We start from the raw sequence: 20,402 nt of genomic DNA, 5'->3' as shown, positions 1-20,402 counted from the left end.
CCGGGGCTACGCGCGGGCGGCGTCGCTGCTGTCGTCTTCGTCGACGCCCGGGATGTCGTCCGCGGACTCAGCAGCACCGGGAGCGCCGGAGCCGTTTGCGATGTCGTCGGCGAGATCGTCGCCCTCAGTTTCGTCGAGGTCGTCCGCCTCAGCTTCGTCGTCGTCCTGACCGAAGATGTCGTACACCTCCGGCTCGTCGAAGTCGTCGTCGACGGGCAGCAGCTGGGCCTCCCAGTCCTCGGCTTGGTCGGCGGCGAGCGAGAGCACGTCGAAAAGCCGGTCGAAGTCGGTGAAGCTGCCTAGCTCAAGGCGCTCGGCGTCGGCGAGCGCCTCATCGTGGATGACCTCGAAGAGACGCGCGCGGTCCTCGTCGGTGAGTTCGGCGTCGCCGTCGGATTCCCAGAGCTCGCTTTCCGCGTCGTCGAGGACGTCGTCGTAATCGTCCGGGAGGGCGACGAAGGTGACCTTGGCGTTCGGTGCCCCGTCGACAGTGTCGATGGTCACCTGCAGCTCCGCGTTCTCGCCGACCTCGGCGCGGACCTGCTGCGGGTTGAGGTGGTCCTGGAAAAACTCCAGGTCGCCGATACGTTCGTCGGTGCCCTCGAGCAGGTCTCGCAGCACTGTGATCACCTGGTCGGTGGCCATGTGCTCCGCCACGGCAGCGACGGCGTCTTCCACGGAGAACACCACCGCCACCAATACAGCCTCGAAGTCCTCGTCGTCCTCGTCCACGTCCGCCGCGGCGATGTAGACGTTGGCGGCGGGTAGGTGCTGGTCAATCTCCACGAACTGGATCTCCAGCTCCGCGGTCAGGGGCACGAACATGGTGTCCCCGCCCACGCGGGACTCGATGCCGTCGCGGTCCAGCGCCGCAGCAATGTCCTCGAAAAAGCTCATGTCGGTGGTTCCTTCCACGTCGCACCATCAGGCGTTGTGCGCCAGTTGGCCCACAACGCGCCCAAGCCTAGCTGTGAAACCGCGCGCATGCGTGTGAATTCAGGCGTCGCCCCACGCCGGGTGCGCGGCCCCGAGTAAGGAGGCTGCGGAGTTCATGAGGTCTTGTCTATGCAGGCCCCACTCGCGCATGTCAAAGCGTTCCCAAGCCCGTCGCTGCGGCGCCTTCGGGTCCCACTCCACACGCATCCCGTCGTCGAACACGGCTGTTGCCCGCCCCGGCATCTCGTCGGAGCGGAAGCCGTACACGGGCCACTCCTCGCCCGGCGCGCCCGTGTGGAAGAACTTGCCCCAGTGGTACTGCATGACGCGGCTAACGGCCGCGAAACGCTCCGATGCATTGGACACGTCCCACTTCGAGGCCTTGGTGGAGTTTGGCTCGCCAAACACCGCGCCCAGGTCCGCGGTGTGCATCGCCCCGAGGCCGAGCCAGCGCATGGCCGCGGAGGCGTAGTCGAAGCGGTACATCCAGGTGCGGGCTTTTCTCCTGTGCGCGGTGGCCAGGATTACCGTCGGGGCCCAAAAGACGGCGTCGGCGATGAGGTCGGCGTACGCGGCGCGCTCACCCGCGTAGCCGTAGGCGCGCAATACCGCTTGGGCGTTGTCGGGATCGAACGCCTCGAGGGCCCGGCGCGCGGCACGCTGCCGGGATTTCGTGGTTTGGTAGATGGCTTTGGCAAAGCTGGCTTCGTCCGAGTTCGTGCCCACGATCAGCGGCACTGCGGCCTGTTCACCGGCCTCGAAGGTGTCGATGGGGTGGTCGGTGAGCGTCTCACCGTCGACTGTGGGCATGAAGCTGGTGTTCAACTGCACCAGTTCCTTGGTGTTGCGCAGCATGGATTGGCCCGCGCGCACGAGGTCCTCGGCGTTGGTTGTGCGCAGGTCCGCCAGCGTGGTGGTTCGCGGCAGGCCCATCCGGGTGACCAGCTCGCGCACCCACATCGCCGCCTGCAGGCGCGAATGCACGCTGGCTGGCGGCGGCGACTGGGCCACTGCGCCGTGGAACAACCCCCGCGCGCCGGGGGCACACATCAGGTGCACGACCGCCGCCCCGCCGGCGGATTCCCCCATGATGGTGACGCGGTCCGGGTTGCCGCCGAAGGCCGCGATGTTCTCGCGCACCCACTCGAGAGCCAGGATTTGGTCTAGCAGCGCCGGTGTGGCCACGCAGTCGTGGCCGAGCGAGCGGAAATCCAGGTAGCCCAGCACGCCGAGACGGAAGTTCACCGAGACGTAGACCACCTGTGTGGCGTCTGCAAGCATGTGCCCCTGCAGCACCTTCTCGTGGCTCGCACCGGTGACAAACGTTCCGCCGTGGAAGTAGACCACCACCGGCAGTTCCTCGTCGGTGTCGGGGCGCACGATATCCAACGTGAGGCAGTCCTCGGTCCCAATGACCATGTCGCGCCAGCCGAATGTGCCCTGCATGGCGGGCGGGGCGAAGCGGGAGGCGTCGTAAAGCCCCTGCCACCGCTGCGCCGGTTGCGGGGCCCGAAAACGCCCGGTGCCCGCGGTGGTTGCGCCGAACGGCACGCCGCGCCAGGTGCGCATACCCGAGCGCTCGTCCACCACACCGCGGACGGTGCCCGCGGTGGTGTCGGCGACGGGATGTTCGGTGGCGCTCATGCGCCCCAGCGTAGACGGATGAGCGCCGGGCCCAACTATGCTGAACCGGCGTAAAAGACACCTGCGAAACCTGTGACTGAAAGAGGCGGCCATGTTTGGCACAAAGAAGAAGGCCCAGGACCTGGCGGTCCGCGACGAGATCGAGCAAGCGCTGCGGGAAGACCCGTCGCAGCTGGAAAAAGACGCCGGCCCACTTGGGCGGGCGTTTATCGGCGCGGTGGATAAGGCGGTGCAGCTGCAGACATCGACGATTCGCACCTACGTGAACTGGCTGCGCCGCCAGCACCCGGACGCATCACCGGCGCAGATCCAGGAGATGATGGACAAGCACCTGAAAAACACCGTCACTGGCACCGGTGCTGGCGTCGGTGCGGCCGCTGCGGTGCCGGGCATCGGCCTGGTCACCGGCACTGCGGCCGTGGCTGGCGAGTCCGTGGTGTTTTTGGATCTCGCCGCGTTTTACGCTGTGGCCTCGGCCTACCTGCGCGGGGAGGATATCTCCGACCCGGAGCGCCGCCGCGCGCTGGTGCTGTCGCTGCTGATGGGCGCGAAGGGCTTGGCAATCGTGGACGCCATGCTGGGCGACGACGCCGGGACAATCCCCGGCAAATCCACCCTGGCGAAATTCTCCGGGCCGACCCTATCCAACACGAACAACGTGCTGCAGCGCGTGGCCATGCGCTCGCTAAAGAAGAGCTCGCGCCGCGCCTGGCTGGGCAAGCTCCTGCCGCTGGGCCTCGGCGCGATTGCCGGCACCGCCGCCAACCGCAAGCTCGCGGACGGCGTGATTGCCAACGTTCAGTCAGGCCTGGGCGCTGCGCCGACCGCATTCGCTACCCCGCTGCCCGAGCGCGACGACGAGGAAACCGGCGCGGGGCTCAGTATGAATCCGAAGGAGTTCGCGTCCTGGATCCTGGGCGTGTTCAACGACCGGGACAAGGCAAACAAGGGCAGCGGTGACAATTAACCGCCTGCTCACCCGGACCCTGCGCGCCAACCGCGCACCTGCGGCTGCGGCGTTTACCGCGGCTGCGCTCGCGGCGGTGTTTCAGGTGGCGGTGCCGGCGCTGACCGGCCGCGCGGTGGACATCGCCACCGGCAACGCCGAAGGGTCCGTGACCCGCATCGCCTGGCTGATGGTTGCGGTGGCTGCCGCCACCTATGCCTTCAGTTTCATCCGCCGCGTCACCGCGGGCCGGTTGGCAACGAGCTCCCAGCACTGGCTACGCACGGAGATTCTGCGCACCCTGCACCGCCTGGACGGACCCGGCCAAGACGACATCGTCACCGGCCAAATCGTCTCCCGGTCCATCTCGGACTTGAACCAGTACAACATGGTGCTGTCCAACCTGCCCATGCTGCTCACGCGCGTGGTGCAGCTCGCCGTCACCCTGGCTGTGATGCTGCGCATGGACGTACCACTGACCCTGATGTCGCTCGCGCTGCTGCCGCTGATCCTCTGGGAGGCCAACCGCTCGCGCAAGACGCTGTACGCCGCCACGTGGGTCAACCAGCACGCCACCGCGGAGCTGGCGGAGCACGTGGAGCAGACGGTCTCCGGCGTGCGCGTGGTCAAAGCGTTCGGCCAGGAGCAGCGGGAAATCGACCGTCTGGACCAGCTTGGCCGCCACCTCTACGCGGTGAAGATGCGCGCCGCGAAGCTCACCGCGCGTTTCCAGCCGGTGCTCTCGCAGCTGCCCAAGGTGGCGCTGGTGGTCACCATCGTCGCCGGTGGCACGCTGGCTATCCGGGGGCAGATCACAATCGGCCAATTCGTCGCGTTCACGGCGTACCTGACCTCGATGACGTCCACCATGTCCATGCTGACCAACCAGTACGTGCGGCTGCAGATGGGCATGAGCTCGTTCGACCGCCTCGACGATGTGCTGCAGCTCGCACCCGACACCGCCGCCGCGTCCGCTCCCGCCGACTCTCGCGCCCACGCCGGCCTGCGCTTCAACGACGTCCACTTCGCCACAGGCGGCAATGACGTCCTCAACGGCTTCAGCCTCACCGTCCGCCCGGGCGAAACGGTCGCGCTCGTCGGCCCGCCCGGCGCGGGCAAGACCATGGCCGTCCAGCTCGCCGGCGGCTTCTACAAGCCGGACGCCGGGAGCGTGACGCTTCTCGACGGCAGCTCCGCCCTTCGCGAGCACGTCCTGTGCGTCTTCGACGACGCGTTTTTGTTCTCCTCCTCGGTGCGCGACAACATCGCCATGGGCTCTCCCCTCCCGCCCGAGGAGCTCGACCGCGCTGTGCGCGAGGCCGCGCGCCTGGCGTGCGCGGACGAGTTCATCCAGCGCCTGCCGGACGGCTACGACACCAAAGTGGGCGAACGCGGCCTCACCCTGTCTGGCGGCCAGCGCCAGCGCATCTCCCTTGCCCGCGCGCTCATGGCGAAGCCGGACGTGCTTGTGCTGGACGACGCGACAAGCGCCATCGACGCCGTCACCGAGGCGACCATCCTGGCCAACCTGCGCGAGGCACTCGCAGACATCGCGGTGCTCACCGTGGCGCACCGGCAATCCACCGTGGATCACGCGGATACGGTGGCGGTGGTGCGGGGCGGAGCCGTCGTCAAGCTCGGCCCGCGCGACGAGGTCACCGCGAGCGCGCAGTACCGCGCCACGATGTCCGCCGATGCCCCCGCAGCGCTTCCGCAGGCCCCCACGCAGGCGGATCTGTGGCCCGAGGTCACCGCGGCGGAGCAGGAGCGGGTGATCGTGCCCACCTCGGGCCGGGCGTCCACAGTCAACGCCACGCCCGCGCTGCTCGCGCGTGTGGACGCGCTTCCCGCCGCCACCGAGCAGCCGGGGCTCACCGAGGAACGGCTGGACCAGCTGCGCACCCCGTCGAGCGCGTTCCACGTGCGCGACCTCTTCCGCGCGGTGCGCTGGCTCATTGCCGGCACGGTCGCGCTGCTGGTGGTCGGGGTACTGGCGGACCTCGCCTTCCCCACCCTCGTGCGCGCGGCGGTGGACCGCGGCATCGCCGGCGCCGACCAGGCCAGCCTGATCCGCACCGGGCTGATCGCGCTCGCTGTGGTGGTGATCGCGTGGGCGTCCTCGGCCGCGATGACCGTGCTGTCCTCGCGCTCCGGCGAGCGCCTCCTCTACGGCCTGCGCCTGCGCTCCTACGCGCACCTGCAACAGCTGGGCCTGAGCTTTTTCGAGTCGCGCCTGTCCGGCACGATCATGACGCGCATGACCACGGACATCGACACGTTGTCCAGCTTCCTGCAGACCGGTCTAGCCCAGGCGATCGTCGCGGTCGGCTCGCTCGCCGGCGTCACCGTCATGCTGGTGGCCACCGACGGCGAACTCGCCCTGGTCGCCTTCGCCGCCGTGCCGGTCATTGTGGCGGCCACGTGGGTGTTTCGGCGCTACTCCAAGCGTTACTACGCCGAGTCGCGCGCGCAGATCTCCGCGGTCAACGGCGAGTTCGCCGAGCTCATCGGCGGCATCCGCGTCACCCAGACCCACCTCGCGCAAGACCACTTTGAAGCCCGCTTCGCTGGCCTGAGCGACACCTACCGCCGTCTGCGCATGCGCTCCGTGCGCCTGGTCGGCCTCTACTTCCCCGGCATGCAGTTCGTCTCGCAAGTCATGACCGCGGTGATCATCGGCGTAGGCGCCTCCCGCGTCGCGGACGGCACCCTGTCCGTCGGCGTGCTCGTCGCGTTCACCATGTACTTGAGCCAGCTCTACGGCCCCATCCAGCAGCTCGGCCAAATCTTCGACTCCTGGCAGCAGGCCACCGTGAGCTTCGACCGCATCCGCGAGCTGCTCGACGAGCGCACCACCGTTCCCGACACCGGCCGGCGCGAAGGCGCCAGCGAGGCCGCGGCCGGGGAGCTTTCGCTTCTCGACGTCACCTTCGGCTACACCCCCGACAACCCCGTCGTCGCCGGGATGGATTTGCGCCTCGAGCCGGGCACCACCGTCGCCTTGGTGGGCCCGACGGGCGCGGGCAAGTCGACCGTCGTCAAGCTGCTCGCTCGCTTCTACGACCCGGTGAGCGGCGTGGTGCGGGCCTCGGGCACCGACATCGCCGAGTTTCCGCTGGCCGAATGGCGCCGCGCACTCGCCCAGGTGCCGCAGGAGTCGTACCTCTTCCCCGGCACCGTCGCCGAGAACATCGCCTACGGCGCGCCGGGCGCGACCGACGAGCACGTGCAGGCAGCGGTGGAGCGCATCGGCGCGCTCGGCGTCATCGGCACCATCCCCGGCGGGTTCAACGCGCGCGTGGGCGAACGCGGCCGGGGCTTAAGCTCCGGGCAGCGCCAGATCATCGCGCTGGCGCGCGCGGAGATGTTGCAGCCGAGCGTGCTGCTGCTGGACGAGGCCACAGCCACCCTGGATCCGGCTACCGAGCGCGCCGTGCTCGACGCCTCCGACCGGGCGATGGTTGGCCGCACATCTGTGGTCGTCGCGCACCGCCTAGCGACGGCCGCGCGAGCTGACCGCATACTCGTTGTAGATGATGGACGTATCATCGAGGACGGCTGCCACGAGTCCTTGATCTCCGCAGGCGGAAGGTATGCCCATATGTGGTCTGCCAACCGATAACGGGGGTGAAACGCAGGGACCCCGTGGAGTGGGACAATACAAGTTAGCGCGCTACCAGCGCCGACGATTACAGTCAAAGAGACGTTCCGCGAAATCAATGGAGAAGGAAGGCGAGAACCTGCCGTGAGCAGCGAAAACACGTTCGGCCAGAACAGCTGGCTGGTTGACGAGATGTTCCAGCAGTACAAGGACGACCCGAACTCGGTGGATGCCGAATGGCGTGAGCTGTTTGAGAGCAAGGGCGCACCGAAGACTGCGAAGGGCACGTCGACCGTCACACCTTCCGCAGAAGGCGCTAGCGCCCCGAAGACCGACCCGAAGGTCGCGCGCACCACCGGCGCACCGAGCCAGGACGGGCGCGAGACCAAGGTGGACGAGGCAGCGGCCAAGGTGGCCGCGAAGCCGAAGCGCTCCACTGCCCCGGCGACAACCTCCCCGCTGGACAAGATCGCCCAGGTCGACGCCGAGCCGGGCGAGTTCCAGCTCAAGGGCGCGTTTAAGGCCATCGCCAAGAACATGAACGAGTCGCTCGAGGTGCCGACCGCGACCACCGTGCGCGACATGCCGGTCAAGCTCATGTTCGAAAACCGCGCGCTGATCAACGACCACCTCAAGCGCACCCGCGGCGGCAAGGTGTCGTTCACCCATATCCTCGGCTACGCGATTGTCCAGGCCGCCAAGCTGCACCCGGACATGAACAAGAACTACAAGGAGGACGGCAACAAGTCCTTCGCCGTGCAGCCGGAGCACATCAACCTCGGCCTGGCCATCGACCTGCCGGGCAAGAACGGCTCCCGCTCCCTGGTCGTCGCTGCGATCAAGGAGTGCGAGACCAAGTCCTTCTCCGCGTTCGTCGACGCGTACGAGGACATCGTGGTGCGCGCCCGCGACGGCAAGCTCACCATGGACGACTTCTCCGGTGTGACCATCCAGCTGACCAACCCGGGTGGCATCGGTACCCGCCACTCCATCCCGCGCCTGACCAAGGGCCAGGGCACCATCATCGGTGTGGGCGCGATGGACTACCCGGCGGAGTTCGCCGGCGCCTCCGAGGACCGCCTCGCCGAGCTGGGTGTGGGCAAGCTGGTCACGCTGACCTCCACCTACGACCACCGCGTGATCCAGGGCGCGGAGTCCGGCGAGTTCCTACGCGACATCTCGCAGCTGCTCATCGACGACAAGTTCTGGGACGAGATCTTCCGCTCCCTAGAGATCCCCTACGCCCCGATGCGCTGGGCGCAGGACGAGCCGAACACCGGCATCAACAAGGACACCCGCGTCATGCAGCTCATCGAGGCGTACCGCTCGCGCGGCCACCTCATCGCGGACACCAACCCGCTGCACTGGCACCAGCCGGGCCTGCCCAAGCCGGACTCCCGCGACCTGCTCATGGAAACCCACGGTCTGACCCTGTGGGACCTGGACCGCGTCTTCCACGTCGGCGGTTTCGGTGGCAAGGAACAGATGACGCTGCGGGAGGTCATGTCGCGCCTGCGTGCCGCCTACACCCTGAAGGTCGGCACCGAGTACTCCCACATCATGGACCGCGACGAGCGCGAATGGCTGCGCGACCGCGTCGAGGCCGGCATGCCGAAGCCGACCGGCCCGGAGCAGAAGTACATCCTGCAGAAGCTCAACGCCGCCGAGGCCTTCGAGAACTTCCTGCAGACGAAGTACCTGGGCCAGAAGCGCTTCTCCCTGGAGGGCGCCGAGACCCTGATCCCGCTGATGGACGCCATCATCGACACCGCTGCGGGCCAGGGCCTGGAAGAGGTCGTCATCGGCATGCCGCACCGCGGCCGCCTGAACGTGCTGTTCAACATCGTCGGCAAGCCGGTTGCCACCATCTTCAACGAGTTCGAGGGCAACATGCGCGCGGCCCAGCAGGGCGGCTCCGGCGACGTGAAGTACCACCTCGGTTTCGAGGGCGAGCACATCCAGATGTTCGGCGACGGCGAGATCAAGGTGTCGCTGGCCGCCAACCCGTCCCACCTCGAGGCCGTTGACCCGGTGCTGGTGGGTATGGCCCGCGCGAAGGCGGACAAGATCAAGGAGGAAAACGGCCGCGAGGACCACCCGGTTGTGCCGCTCATGCTGCACGGCGACGCCTCCTTCGCCGGCCTGGGCGTGGTCCAGGAGACCCTGAACCTGTCCCGCCTGCCGGGCTACACCGTCGGCGGCACCATCCACATCGTGGTGAACAACCAGATCGGCTTCACCACCACCCCGGATTCCGGCCGCTCCTCCTTCTACGCCACCGACCTGGCCAAGGGCTTCGACTGCCCGGTCTTCCACGTCAACGGCGACGACCCGGAGGCCGCCGCATGGGTTGCCCAGCTGGCTGCGGAGTACCGCCGCGAGTTTGGCAAGGACGTCTTCATCGACCTCATCTGCTACCGCCTGCGCGGCCACAACGAGGCCGACGACCCGACGGTGACCCAGCCGGTGATGTACGACCGCATCGAGTCCCACCCGTCCGTGCGCACCCGCTACACGCAGGATCTCATCGGCCGCGGCGACATCACCGAGGACGACGCGAAGAAGGCCGCGCAGGACTTCCACGACCAGCTGGATTCCGTCTTCTCCGACGTGAAGGCGGAAAAGGGCAAGCCGAGCGAGCAGACCGGCATCACGGATTCCCAGAAGCTCACCCGCGGCCTGGACACCTCCATCTCGGAGGAGCAGTTCAAGCGCCTCGCCGACGCGTACGCGAACCTGCCGGACGACTTCACGCCGAACAAGCGCCTGAAGTCCGTGCTGAAGAAGCGCGGCGGCTCCTTCACCGACGGCGACATCGACTGGGGCTGGGGCGAGCTGCTCGCCTTCGGTTCCCTCGCAGAGCAGGGCAAGTTCGTCCGCGTCGCCGGCGAGGACTCCCAGCGCGGCACCTTCACCCAGCGCCACGCGGTGCTGTACAACCCGGACAACGCCGAGGCGTACAACCCGCTGGATTACAACGCGCAGGAGGCCGGCAACGGCGGCCAGTTCCAGGTGTACAACTCCGCGCTGACCGAGTTCGCGGGCATGGGCTTCGAGTACGGCTACACCCTGGGCAACAAGGACGCCGTGGTGGCCTGGGAGGCGCAGTTCGGCGACTTCGCCAACGGCGCCCAGACCATCATCGACGAGTACCTCTCCTCCTCGGAGACAAAGTGGGGCGAGCTGTCCTCCCTCATCGCGCTGCTGCCGCACGGCTACGAGGGCCAGGGCCCAGACCACTCCTCCGCCCGCATCGAGCGCTACCTGCAGCTCGTGGCGGAGGGCTCCATGACCATCGCCCAGCCGTCCACCCCGGCGAACCACTTCCACCTGCTGCGCCGCCAGGCGCTCGGTGAAATGAAGCGTCCGCTGATCGTGTTCACCCCGAAGTCCATGCTGCGCAACAAGGCAGCCGTCTCGCAGCCGGCGGACTTCATCGAGGTGGAGAAGTTCCAGTCCGTCATCGACGACCCGAACTTCGTCGAGCGCGGCAACAAGGTCATCGGCGACACCGACAAGGTGCAAACGATCCTGCTGTGCTCCGGCAAGATCTACTGGGACCTGGCGAAGAAGAAGGAAGATGACGGCCGCGACGACGTCGCCATCGTCCGCGTGGAGATGCTCCACCCGATCCCCTTCAACCGCCTCTCCGACGCGTTCAAGAACTACCCGAACGCGAAGCAGATCCGCTGGGTCCAGGACGAGCCGGCCAACCAGGGCGCGTGGCCGTTCTACAACGAGCACCTGCGCCGCCTGATCCCGGACATGCCGGAGATGGTCCGCGTGTCCCGCCGCGCCCAGTCCACCACCGCCACCGGTGTGGCGAAGGTGCACCAGCAGGAGGAAAAGCAGCTCCTCGAGGACGCGTTTGCAAAGTAGCTTGACGACGGCCTAACGGCCCCACCCGCCAAGCACCAAGGGCCCCGGGAAATCCCGGGGCCCTTCCTCGTGTGTAGACGCTACCGCGCGCCGGATTGGTCGGCGGAGTCGCCGGCCGCAGCACCGCTGTCGTCCGGGTCGGCGACCTCGTCGGCGTAGACGTCGATGTGGGCGTACTCCATCATCCACTCGGCCAGCGCGTCCTCCACGCTGGAACCGTCCTCGACCGCGTCGACCATCTCCTCGATCCTGTCGGTGGCCATGACGCGGGTGATGAAGTTCAGGCGGTTGATTTCCCCCCGGTCGAACATGCCCGCGGTGAACAACGGGATCACGTTCTGCGGCAGGTCCCCGGCGTTACTGCAGCCCTCGGCTGGCGACGGGTCGACGGTGCGCACCGACGCCGGCAGGGCCGCCACGGCAGCGTCGTACACGGTCTCCGACATTCCTTCGGCGCCGGCTTCGGCCTCCTCGGCCAACTTGTGTGCGGCCGCGGTGTTCGTCTCCTCCACAAGCCGGCCTGTGCACGCCACCACGAAGTCCACCGGTTCCTCCTTCAGCACGCTTAAGGTGTCGCTGGTGGCGAAGTCGGCGGGGGTCACGCTGGCGGGCCGGCCGAGCTGCTGCAGGATGTGGCGGTAGATCTCGCCCAGCACCACCTGCTCCGGGTCGTCGGCGTCGATGCCGATGGCCACCGGGTCCTTGCCGGTGTGCTGCAACCCCGCGGCCGAGCACCCGCCGAGTGCAAATGTGGAGGCCGCCACCGCGACAAGCGCGCGGCGGGTGTTACGCATCGGGGTTGGCGGGCGAAGCGTCGTCGTGAGGCAGCTGCCCCGCGATGAGGTCGCGCGCACGCGGTGCCTCGTCCGGCTCGCAAAGCACGTCGTAGCGTCCCGCCACGATCGCCGTCGCTGAGGAGAAGTCGCGCTTGCCGCCGGTCAGGGCGTATGCGACGGCGGCAAAGACCACACCGAAGATCGCGCCCATAATGAGCGTGGTGGTGAATGTGACCCAGCCGCTGCCGGGCTCGGTGAACAAGGACAGGATCAGGCCCAAAAACAGGCCCATCCAGAGGCCGGAGAGGGCGCCGGTGCCCAGCACCTTGCCCCACGTCAGGCGGCCGGTGATCTTCTCCACCTGCATGAGGTCCACGCCCACGATGGACAGCTTCTCCACCGGGAACTGCGTGTCGGACAGGGAATCCACCGCCTGCTGCGCCTCCGCGTACGTTTTGAAGCTGCCGACAGGCCAGCCGGTGGGCACTTCGCGTGCCGCGCCGCGGGCGGGGTTATTCATGGGTGTTGTCATGCTCACCAGTGTATCGGTATTGCGTCGCGGCACCGTTATACTTCTCGGCGAGATGGCTACTGAACACACGATTACAGAAGCGGACGTCCTCGCCGCCCTCGCGCGCGTGGAGGACCCCGAGATCGGCAAGCCGATCACCGAGCTGGACATGGTCGAATCCGTGCGTATCACCGGCGCGGACGTGGCCGTGGGCATCTACCTCACCATCGCGGGCTGCCCGATGCGCGACACCATCGAGGGCAACGCGCGCGCCGTACTGGAAGAGCTCGACGGGGTGGGCGAGGTCAGCGTCGCCCTGCACACGATGAGCGACGAGCAGCGCCGGGCGCTGGCGTTGAAGCTGCGCGGGGAGCAGACCGGGCCGGTGATCCCGTTCGCCGACCCGGACACGCGCACCCGCATCTACGCTGTGGCCTCGGGCAAGGGCGGAGTGGGCAAGTCGTCGATGACCGTCAACCTCGCCACCGCACTGGCTGCGCAGGGCCTGACCGTCGGCATCGTCGACGCAGACATCTACGGCCACTCCGTGCCCGGGCTCATGGGTTCGGACGACAAGGGCCCGACCGTGGTGGATGAGATGATCATGCCGCCGATCGCGCACGGCGTGCGCCACATCTCCGTGGGCCAGTTTGTGGAGGGCAACGCGCCAATCGTGTGGCGTGGTCCCATGCTCACCCGCGCCATCCAGCAATTCTTGGCGGACGTGTACTGGGGCGACCTGGACGTGCTGTTCATGGACCTGCCGCCCGGCACCGGCGACGTGGCCATCACGGTGGCGCAGCTCGTGCCCAATGCCGAGCTTCTGATCGTGACCACCCCGCAGGCCGCGGCCGCCGAGGTGGCCGAGCGCGCCGGCACCATCGCGCAGCAGACGGACCAGAAGATCGCGGGCGTGATCGAGAACATGTCCGGCATGACCATGCCCGACGGCACTGTCATGAACATCTTCGGCGAGGGCGGCGGCGAGCAGGTGGCCGAGCGTCTGACGCAGCTGACGGATTCCGACGTGGCGCTGCTCGGCTCCATCCCACTCGACCCGACGCTGCGCGAGCACGGCGACACCGGCACCCCCGTGGTCATCTCCGAACCGGACTCCCCCGCCGCGAAGGCCATCCGCGCGGTGGCCGACCAGCTGAAGGTCCGCCGCGAGTCCCTCGCCGGCAAGAGCCTGAACCCGCGGGTTAAGTAATGTCCTCCCAGGAGAAGCCCTTGCTTTGCGACGGCCGCTCCGCCTGATCCCGCCGCGGCTGCTTCCGCGCCCCCGGCGCCGGTCGCGGCCCCGACTTCGTGGGCTCCGGAGCGGTCTGCATCGGGCCGGGCTGTGCTGGGCCGTCCACGGCTTCGTCTTCAAACAGCACCTTGGCCATGGCGCGACGCGGCCCCATCGCCGCGTACTGGGTGACCGTGTCCAGCGGTTTCTTGATCTCGTCGAAGCCTTCCAACTCGCCGTTGAGTTCCGCTTTCGCGTTGTTGATCGCCTTCTTCGCGGCGTAGATGGCCGCGCGCACGTCCTCGACGACCGACGGCAGGCGTTCCGGCCCGATCACGATGAGCCCGATGATCAGGATGAAGAAGATTTCGCCCCAGCCGATGTTGGAAAACACCTACGTCACCCTACTCTCCGCGCCGCTTGAGGGCCCCCAAGGATGACTGCACCGATGAATGCAGCGCAGAGCCCAAGCGGCTGAGCTTCCCGCGCGGCGCGCTGACACGGTCGCCGCTAGCGTCGCTCCCGCCCGTCGCGCCGCTGCCGGGCTCATCCGCACACAAACCAGCCAAGCGCTCCACCAGCGAGGCCGGGGCGTGCACGTCGGAGTCATCCACCACGCGCAGCCGGTTGGCGGCCTTGCGTTGGCAGTCCACCTCCGCGCGGCACTCGTCGCACGCCTCCAGGTGCTTCGCGGCGCGATGGAAGGCCGAGTCCGACAGCTCGCCATCAACGAAGGCGGCGACCGCTTCGGGGTTGAGGTGGTCGGTGGATTTGAATTCGCGTTTGGCCATGCGGATCACGTCGCTTGTCTAGCGGGTGCGGATGAGTTCCTTCGCGTGGGCGTCGTTGAGCGCCTGCGCCTCAAGGGACTCGCGCAGCTGCGCGCGGCCGCGGTGGATGCGCGAGCGCACGGTGCCCATCTTCACCCCGAGGGTCTCGCCGATCTCCTCGTACGTCATCCCCACCACGTCGCAGAGCACGACGGCGACGCGGAAATCCGGCGCGAGGCCGTCCAGCGCGCGCTGCAGCGCCGGGTCCAGGTTGGCCACGTTGTAGGCCTCCTCCGGTGTCATGTCGGTGCCGGGGACGCGCTCGTAGTCCTCCGGCAGCGCCTCCATGCGGATCTTGGCGCGACGGCGCACCATGTCTAGAAACAGGTTGGTGGTGATGCGGTGCAGCCAGCCCTCGAAGGTGCCCGGCTGGTAGTGCTTCAAGCTGCGGAACACGCGCATGAAGGTCTCCTGCGTCAGGTCCTCCGCGTCGTGCTGGTTGCCGGAAAGACGGTACGCGAGGCGGTAGACGCTATCGGCGTGCTCCTGCACCAGCTCCGACCACGTGGGCATGGCCCCCTCGCCAGCGTCGAACGCGGCCGTGCCGGACAGTGGGGATTCCTCGACGCTCATGCGGACCATTGTCGCAGACCGTGCTGCCACGCACCAGCTCCTCTCCTGTGAACTTCCTGGCTGCGCTCGCCCCGCTATGATTGCCGGTGTGAGTGAGACCGCATTTACCCAACTGAGCACCTACATCGCCGCCCGCCGGGACCACGTCTCGGAGACGGTGGGCGACGCGCTGCGCCAGGCGCGCGAAGAGGCCGAGGAAAACGGCGTGGCCACCCCCAGCCCCGTGGTGGGCGACCTGCTCACCGTGCTGGCGGCCGGCAGCGAGGCATCCCAGGGCGCCGTCGCCGTCACCCCCGCCGCGGGCGTCGCCGGCCTGCACATCCTCGCGGGCCTGCGCGAAAAGGCCACGTTAACCTGCATCGAGCCGGAAGCGGCGTTGCAGGCGGGCGCAAAGGGCGCCTTCCGTGCCGCGGGCTTCGCGCCGTCGCGGGTGCGCTTCCTCACCTCCCGTCCGCTCGACGTCATGGGGCGCCTCGCCACCGGCGCCTACCAGCTCATCTACGCCGACGTCGCCGCCGTGCAGCTACGCCCGCTCATCGACGCGGCGTGGCCCCTGCTCGCCCCAGGCGGCACGCTCGTCCTCGCCGGATCCCTGCTCGACGGCACCGTCGCCGACGCCACGCGTCGCGACCGTGCAACGGAGGCGGCGAGGGAGGCGGACGCTTTCGTCGATACGCTTGCGCTCGACGGCGCCGCCATTGCGCGCCTGCCTCTCGACGGCGGGCTGACGCTCGTGACCAAGCGGCGCTAAATCACCTCGCCCTTACCCACGCAGACGACGCCGTTCGGAGAGACGGTGAAGCGCTCGCGGTCGCGTTCGAGGTCCACGCCGATGATTTCGCCGTCGGAGACGTAGACGTTTTTATCCAGGATGCAGTGGCGCACCACCGCTCCCCGGCCCACGCGCACGCCCGGCATCAGCACCGAACCTTCTACGGTCGCGCCTTCCTCTACGCGCACGTCGGTCGACAGCACCGAATTGCGCACGGTCGCGCCCGAGATGATGGAGCCGGACGCGACGATGGACTCCTGTGCAATGCCGCCCATGACGAACTTCGCCGGCGGCAGGTTGCCGTCCTCGGTGGCGTGGATGGGCCACGCCTTGTTGTACAGGTTGAACACGGGGTGAGAAGAGATCAGGTCCATGTGGGCCTCGTAGAACGAGTCGATGGTGCCGACGTCGCGCCAATAGCCGTGGTCGCGCTCGGTGGCCCCGGGGATCTCGTTGCGCGAGAAGTCGTAGACGTTTGCCTCGCCCTGCGCCACGAAGTACGGGATGATGTCGCCGCCCATGTCGTGGCTGGAGTCCTCGTTTTGCTCGTCTTCTAGCAGCGCCTGGATGAGCGCCTCGGTGGAGAAGCAGTAGTTGCCCATCGACGCGTAGGTCACCTCCGGGTCGTCCGGGGTGCCCGGCGGGTCGGCGGGCTTTTCCAGGAACTCGGTGATCGTGCCGTCGTCGTCCGCCTGAATGCAGCCGAACGCGTGCGCCTCCGAGCGCGGCACCCGGATGCCGGCCACGGTGGCGGACTTGCCGGACGTAATGTGGTCCTCCACCATCTGCGAGGGGTCCATGCGGTACACGTGGTCCGCACCTAGGACAAGGACGTAATCTGGGGCGTCGTCGTAGATGAGGTTCAGCGACTGCACAATCGCGTCCGCCGAACCCGAATACCACCGCTTGCCGCGGCGCTGCTGGGCCGGCACGGAGGCGATGTACTGCTGCGTGGGCCCGGAGACGTTCCACGCGGTGGCCACGTGGCGGTCCAGGGAGTGGGACTTGTACTGCGTCAGCACCGCAATGCGCATGTAGCCTGCGTTGACGAGGTTGGACAGGACAAAATCGATCAGACGGTAGTTGCCGCCAAAGGGCACGGCGGGTTTGGCGCGGTCGGCGGTGAGGGGGAACAGGCGCTTGCCCTCCCCGCCGGCCAAGACGATGGCGAGAACTCGTGGCTGGCTCTTCATACGCGCAAGGCTAATGAGAATTTTGGGCCCGTGCAGGGAATCGCGCACGTGCGTAGGCTCGGCGGGCATGAAAGTCGGAATGTTCACCCGCGAATACCCGCCGGAGGTCTACGGCGGCGCTGGCGTGCACGTCACGGAGCTGACGCGTTTCATGCGTGACATCGTGGACGTGGACGTGCACTGCATGGGCGCCCCGCGCGACGAAAAGGACGTCTACGTTCACGGCGTCGACCCCGCACTCGAGGACGCCAACGGCGCCATCAAGACGTTGTCCACCGGGCTGCGCATGGCCGACGCCGCCGGCGGGCTCGACGTGGTGCATTCCCACACCTGGTACGCGGGCCTGGGCGGCCACCTCGCCGCGGCGCTACATGAGATCCCCCACGTGGTCACCGCGCACTCGCTGGAGCCGGACCGCCCGTGGAAACGCGAGCAGCTCGGCGGTGGCTACAACGTCTCGTCCTGGTCGGAGAAGAACGCCTTCGAGTACGCCGATGCGGTCATCGCCGTATCTGCCGGCATGAAGCAGGCGGTGCTCGAGGCGTACCCGCGTATCAACGACGCGAAGGTGCACACCGTCTTAAACGGCATCGACCCGCAGAAGTGGTTCCCGGATACCGGCACGATCGCCGAGGAGCTGGGCGTCGACCCCGACAAGCCCGTGGTCGCATTCGTGGGGCGCATCACCCGCCAGAAGGGCGTGCCGCACCTGCTCAAAGCTGCCCAGCGCTTCGACGACGACATCCAGCTCATTCTGTGCGCAGGGGCGCCGGACACCAAGGAGATCGCGGCGGAGACCGAAGGGCTCGTCGATACGCTGAAATCGCAGCGGGACGGCATCTTCTGGGTGCAGGAGATGATGCCGCCGGAGAAGGTGCGCGAGGTCTACTCGCTCGCCGACGTCTTTGTGTGCCCGTCTATCTACGAACCACTGGGCATTGTCAACCTCGAAGCGATGGCCTGCGGCACCGCCGTGGTGGCCTCGCGCGTGGGCGGCATCCCAGAGGTCGTCATCGACGGCGAGACCGGCATACTGGTGGACTACAGCGCCGATGACGCCGCCGGCTTCGAGCAGAGCTTGGCCGATGCCGTCAACGCCGTCGCGGGCGACGCCCAGCGCGCCGCCGCCATGGGCGCCGCCGGCCTCGCGCGGGCCAAGACCGAATTCTCCTGGGCAACCATTGCGCAAGACACCGTGAATATCTACAAGGGGCTGATGAGATGACCGTTTACCGTCCGGAACTACACGCGACCGCCGAGCGCGGCATCCTCGAAGGCCCCGCTGGCATCTACCGCACCGGCGGGCCGGACGACCGCGTCTGGCACATGTTCTACCAGTACCGCCCTACACCGGACGCACCGAGCCGCTGGGGCCACGAGATCAGCGAGGACGACTCCTTCAACTGGCTCGAGTGCGACGACGTGATCGCGCCCGTCGGCGGCGAAACCGCCGTGCGCGCGGGCAGCGTCGCGCCCGCGGGCGAGGGCGTGGACTTGTACTTCACCTCCGCGACCGCGGCCGGCAACACTATTCAGATCGCGCACGTGGCGCACGTCGATGAGCTGTGTGTGGAGACGGACGAGACGGAGGACGCGCAGGTCTCGAAGGCCGTCACCCGCCTCGGCGCCGTGGTGGAGGACGCCGCTGGCGCCAGCAATTTCCGCTCCCCCTGCGTCGTGCCGAACTGGGGCGCCGGCGCGGACCGTGAACACGCGCACGAGGGCTGGCTCATGCTGGCCGTCTCCGGGCCCGAAACGGCGCCCAAGCCGGTCGTGCTCACCTCCGATGACGGGCGCGACTGGAAGTTCGAAGGCGCGCTCGAATTCGACGGCGACACCGGCATCGACCTCGACGCCTCCCTGGTCGCGCCGCGCATCGTGCGCCTGCGCGACGAAGTGGACGGCGAGATCCGCGATGTGCTGTTCATCACGCTCGAACGCGACGGCAAAGACACAGCCGTCTACGCCGTCGGCGAGCTGCGCGGCCACCGGTTCCGCGTGGACACGCCATTTACCCTCCTGGACCACGGCCACGATTTCACACGCCCGCGCAACACCACCTACAACCTGGCGGAGACGGCGAAGCTCTACGAGCGCGCCTACCTCTACGGGTTCATGACAAACACGGACCGCAACGGCGACCCGACCCGCGAGCCGAACTGGGACGCGGAAGGCTGGGCCAACGCGCTGACCCTCCCGCGTCGAGTCACGCTGCAGGGCGGGCGCCTGTACCAGGTACCCGCCGTGGGCTTGCCGGACGCGGTGGACAGCACCGACCGCGCCCGCATGTGGGCCGGCCTGTGCGAGATCGCGCCGGGCTCCTCCGTCACGGTGGAGGTCCTCGACGGCAACGGCGAGCCGGGTGTGGTGATCACGCACGCCGGCGACCAGCTCACCCTGGACCGCCTCGACGGCTCCCCCGCCACCGCCACGTTGAACGACGAGGACGAGGACAACATCACCGTCATCGTCGACGGCTCGACCGTCGAAGTCTACGCGGGCGGCGGCAGCGTCGTCATGTCCTCGCGCGTGTGGCTGGACGGCAACTGCTCCGGCATCCGCACCCGCGCGCACGACGGCGCGGCCATCTACAACGAGTGGCGCCGCGGCTACATGGGCTAGCCGCCTCTCGTTGTTGTGTTAGGCCTTGCGCATGCGGACGAGCTGCGCGCGGGCGGTGACCTCCATCTGCTCCGGCAGTTCCGCCAGGCGCGCCTGCAGCACCTCCGGGTCTAAGTGGCGCGCGGACGGGCTCATGCCCACCTGTGCGGCGATGGCATCGCGGCCGAGTTGCATGGGAAATTCGATGAGTTCCGGGTCCGCTGCAGGTGCGAGGTGGCCCGCGGACTGGGCAACGAGCCGCTCGATCTTGCCGTCCTCGACGCCGAGGATACCCAGGGGTTCGCGCAACTCGTCGAGGTGGCCTTGGTCCGCGACGAGCATGACTGCCTCCCCACCGTCCACCAACACGCGCGCGAATTCCACCGGGTTGCGCGGTGCGAACACCACTGCCAGCGCGTGGACGGAACCGGTGCGGATGGGCAGCTGCTCCCACACGTCCGCCACCACGGCGCCCACGCGCGGGTGGGATTTAGCAAGGTGCTTGGCGGCCGGGACGGACACGTCGAGACCCACGCCGCGCGCGCCCTCGATCAGGTCGAGCGTGTGCGCCAAGTAGTAGCCGGTGCCCGCGCCGGCCTCCATGACAACCGGGTCGGCGTCGCCGGCGGCGCGCTCCACAACGTCAGCGACCGCGTCGGAGACGGCCTCCACAAACGGTGCGAAATGGCCGTTGGACAGGAACGTCTCGCGGGAGTTGACCATCTCCAGCGAATCGCCCTCGTGGCCGATGCCCTTGCCGGCCGCGAGGGTGACGTAGCCCTGCTTTGCCACATCATAAGAATGCCCCGATTCGGAGACGAGACGGGCAAATCCGTCCGCGCCCCGAAGCGGGGTGAGGTCTGCCGGGTCGGCCAGCACGTCCACAATGTCGTTGAGCATGTGGCGATA

Annotated in this window: 16 protein-coding genes; 7 read left to right on the top strand and 9 right to left on the bottom strand. The window is 67.9% G+C overall.

Going from position 1 to position 20,402, the window contains the following annotated elements; genetic code table 11:
* Window positions 1-6: 6 nt before the first annotated feature.
* Both CUREI_RS04675 and CUREI_RS04670 read right to left on the bottom strand, forming a co-directional pair.
* Complete coding sequence (locus tag CUREI_RS04675; protein ID WP_084768179.1) at window positions 7-897, bottom strand: hypothetical protein; 891 nt, start codon at window positions 895-897, stop codon at window positions 7-9.
* A 99-nt stretch (window positions 898-996) separates the two neighbouring features.
* Window positions 997-2,580, bottom strand: a complete 1,584-nt coding sequence (locus CUREI_RS04670) for a carboxylesterase/lipase family protein (RefSeq protein ID WP_038610999.1) — start codon at window positions 2,578-2,580, stop codon at window positions 997-999.
* 91 nt (window positions 2,581-2,671) lie between these two features.
* Between CUREI_RS04670 and CUREI_RS04665 the strand changes: the two genes are divergently transcribed.
* From CUREI_RS04665 to CUREI_RS04655, 3 genes are all read left to right on the top strand, one after another.
* Window positions 2,672-3,547, top strand: coding sequence for a hypothetical protein (locus CUREI_RS04665; protein WP_069202888.1), 876 nt, complete (start codon window positions 2,672-2,674; stop codon window positions 3,545-3,547).
* Window positions 3,537-7,148: an ABC transporter ATP-binding protein gene (locus tag CUREI_RS04660; RefSeq protein ID WP_144242413.1), complete on the top strand. Its 3,612-nt coding sequence runs from the start codon at window positions 3,537-3,539 to the stop codon at window positions 7,146-7,148. Before CUREI_RS04665 ends, CUREI_RS04660 begins: the two co-directional genes overlap by 11 nt.
* 123 nt (window positions 7,149-7,271) lie before the next feature.
* Entirely contained in the window at window positions 7,272-11,006 is a 3,735-nt protein-coding gene (locus tag CUREI_RS04655; RefSeq protein WP_038610996.1) for a multifunctional oxoglutarate decarboxylase/oxoglutarate dehydrogenase thiamine pyrophosphate-binding subunit/dihydrolipoyllysine-residue succinyltransferase subunit, read from the top strand.
* A gap of 80 nt (window positions 11,007-11,086) precedes the next feature.
* On the opposite strand, the gene CUREI_RS04650 is transcribed toward CUREI_RS04655, so the two are convergent.
* Window positions 11,087-11,800 (bottom strand): type 2 periplasmic-binding domain-containing protein, encoded by a 714-nt coding sequence (locus CUREI_RS04650; RefSeq protein ID WP_038610993.1) that lies wholly within the window; start codon window positions 11,798-11,800, stop codon window positions 11,087-11,089.
* On the bottom strand, window positions 11,793-12,314 hold the full coding sequence (locus tag CUREI_RS04645) for a general stress protein (RefSeq protein ID WP_051952207.1): 522 nt from the start codon (window positions 12,312-12,314) through the stop codon (window positions 11,793-11,795). Before CUREI_RS04645 ends, CUREI_RS04650 begins: the two co-directional genes overlap by 8 nt.
* Window positions 12,315-12,366: 52 nt before the next feature.
* On the opposite strand from CUREI_RS04645, the gene CUREI_RS04640 reads away from it, so the two are divergent.
* Entirely contained in the window at window positions 12,367-13,503 is a 1,137-nt protein-coding gene (locus CUREI_RS04640) for an Mrp/NBP35 family ATP-binding protein (protein ID WP_038613983.1), read from the top strand.
* Here CUREI_RS04640 and tatB read toward each other — a convergent pair.
* The 3 genes from tatB to sigE are packed head-to-tail and all read right to left on the bottom strand — an operon-like array spanning window position 13,496 to window position 14,936.
* Entirely contained in the window at window positions 13,496-13,918 is a 423-nt protein-coding gene (tatB, locus tag CUREI_RS04635) for a Sec-independent protein translocase protein TatB (protein WP_038610990.1), read from the bottom strand. The genes CUREI_RS04640 and tatB overlap by 8 nt on opposite strands.
* Before the next feature lie 10 nt (window positions 13,919-13,928).
* Window positions 13,929-14,315, bottom strand: a complete 387-nt coding sequence (locus CUREI_RS04630; protein ID WP_038613981.1) for an anti-sigma factor family protein — start codon at window positions 14,313-14,315, stop codon at window positions 13,929-13,931.
* 18 nt (window positions 14,316-14,333) lie between these two features.
* Window positions 14,334-14,936, bottom strand: a complete 603-nt coding sequence (sigE, locus tag CUREI_RS04625) for an RNA polymerase sigma factor SigE (protein ID WP_038610986.1) — start codon at window positions 14,934-14,936, stop codon at window positions 14,334-14,336.
* A gap of 67 nt (window positions 14,937-15,003) precedes the next feature.
* On the opposite strand from sigE, the gene CUREI_RS04620 reads away from it, so the two are divergent.
* Complete coding sequence (locus CUREI_RS04620) at window positions 15,004-15,678, top strand: O-methyltransferase (protein ID WP_051952205.1); 675 nt, start codon at window positions 15,004-15,006, stop codon at window positions 15,676-15,678.
* On the opposite strand, the gene glgC is transcribed toward CUREI_RS04620, so the two are convergent.
* Window positions 15,675-16,892, bottom strand: coding sequence for a glucose-1-phosphate adenylyltransferase (glgC, locus tag CUREI_RS04615; protein ID WP_038613977.1), 1,218 nt, complete (start codon window positions 16,890-16,892; stop codon window positions 15,675-15,677). The genes CUREI_RS04620 and glgC overlap by 4 nt on opposite strands.
* Before the next feature lie 67 nt (window positions 16,893-16,959).
* Here glgC and glgA point away from each other — a divergent pair, with 67 nt between their 5' ends.
* Window positions 16,960-18,117, top strand: coding sequence for a glycogen synthase (glgA, locus tag CUREI_RS04610; protein WP_038610983.1), 1,158 nt, complete (start codon window positions 16,960-16,962; stop codon window positions 18,115-18,117).
* A complete protein-coding gene (locus tag CUREI_RS04605; protein ID WP_038610980.1) occupies window positions 18,114-19,514 on the top strand; it encodes a GH32 C-terminal domain-containing protein in 1,401 nt (466 codons plus the stop codon). The genes glgA and CUREI_RS04605 overlap by 4 nt, the downstream gene beginning before the upstream one ends.
* An 18-nt stretch (window positions 19,515-19,532) precedes the next feature.
* Here the strand turns inward: CUREI_RS04605 and CUREI_RS04600 are convergent, their stop codons facing one another.
* Window positions 19,533-20,393 (bottom strand): class I SAM-dependent methyltransferase, encoded by an 861-nt coding sequence (locus tag CUREI_RS04600; protein WP_038610977.1) that lies wholly within the window; start codon window positions 20,391-20,393, stop codon window positions 19,533-19,535.
* Window positions 20,394-20,402: the final 9 nt, after the last annotated feature.

It is taken from the genome of Corynebacterium ureicelerivorans, from assembly GCF_000747315.1.
Classification (GTDB): Bacteria; Actinomycetota; Actinomycetes; order Mycobacteriales; family Mycobacteriaceae; genus Corynebacterium; species Corynebacterium mucifaciens.
This window is presented reverse-complemented; position numbering and strand designations above follow the sequence as displayed.

Excerpts from the sequence above, each read along its gene's own strand:
- CUREI_RS04675 (WP_084768179.1), bottom strand. The coding sequence starts at position 897 with ATGAGCTTTTTCGAGGACATTGCTGCGGCGCTGGACCGCGACGGCATC.
- CUREI_RS04670 (WP_038610999.1), bottom strand. The coding sequence starts at position 2,580 with ATGAGCGCCACCGAACATCCCGTCGCCGACACCACCGCGGGCACCGTC.
- CUREI_RS04665 (WP_069202888.1), top strand. The coding sequence starts at position 2,672 with ATGTTTGGCACAAAGAAGAAGGCCCAGGACCTGGCGGTCCGCGACGAG.
- CUREI_RS04650 (WP_038610993.1), bottom strand. The coding sequence starts at position 11,800 with ATGCGTAACACCCGCCGCGCGCTTGTCGCGGTGGCGGCCTCCACATTT.
- CUREI_RS04645 (WP_051952207.1), bottom strand. The coding sequence starts at position 12,314 with ATGACAACACCCATGAATAACCCCGCCCGCGGCGCGGCACGCGAAGTG.
- CUREI_RS04640 (WP_038613983.1), top strand. The coding sequence starts at position 12,367 with ATGGCTACTGAACACACGATTACAGAAGCGGACGTCCTCGCCGCCCTC.
- CUREI_RS04630 (WP_038613981.1), bottom strand. The coding sequence starts at position 14,315 with ATGGCCAAACGCGAATTCAAATCCACCGACCACCTCAACCCCGAAGCG.
- sigE (WP_038610986.1), bottom strand. The coding sequence starts at position 14,936 with ATGGTCCGCATGAGCGTCGAGGAATCCCCACTGTCCGGCACGGCCGCG.
- CUREI_RS04620 (WP_051952205.1), top strand. The coding sequence starts at position 15,004 with ATGATTGCCGGTGTGAGTGAGACCGCATTTACCCAACTGAGCACCTAC.
- glgC (WP_038613977.1), bottom strand. The coding sequence starts at position 16,892 with ATGAAGAGCCAGCCACGAGTTCTCGCCATCGTCTTGGCCGGCGGGGAG.
- glgA (WP_038610983.1), top strand. The coding sequence starts at position 16,960 with ATGAAAGTCGGAATGTTCACCCGCGAATACCCGCCGGAGGTCTACGGC.
- CUREI_RS04605 (WP_038610980.1), top strand. The coding sequence starts at position 18,114 with ATGACCGTTTACCGTCCGGAACTACACGCGACCGCCGAGCGCGGCATC.
- CUREI_RS04600 (WP_038610977.1), bottom strand. The coding sequence starts at position 20,393 with ATGCTCAACGACATTGTGGACGTGCTGGCCGACCCGGCAGACCTCACC.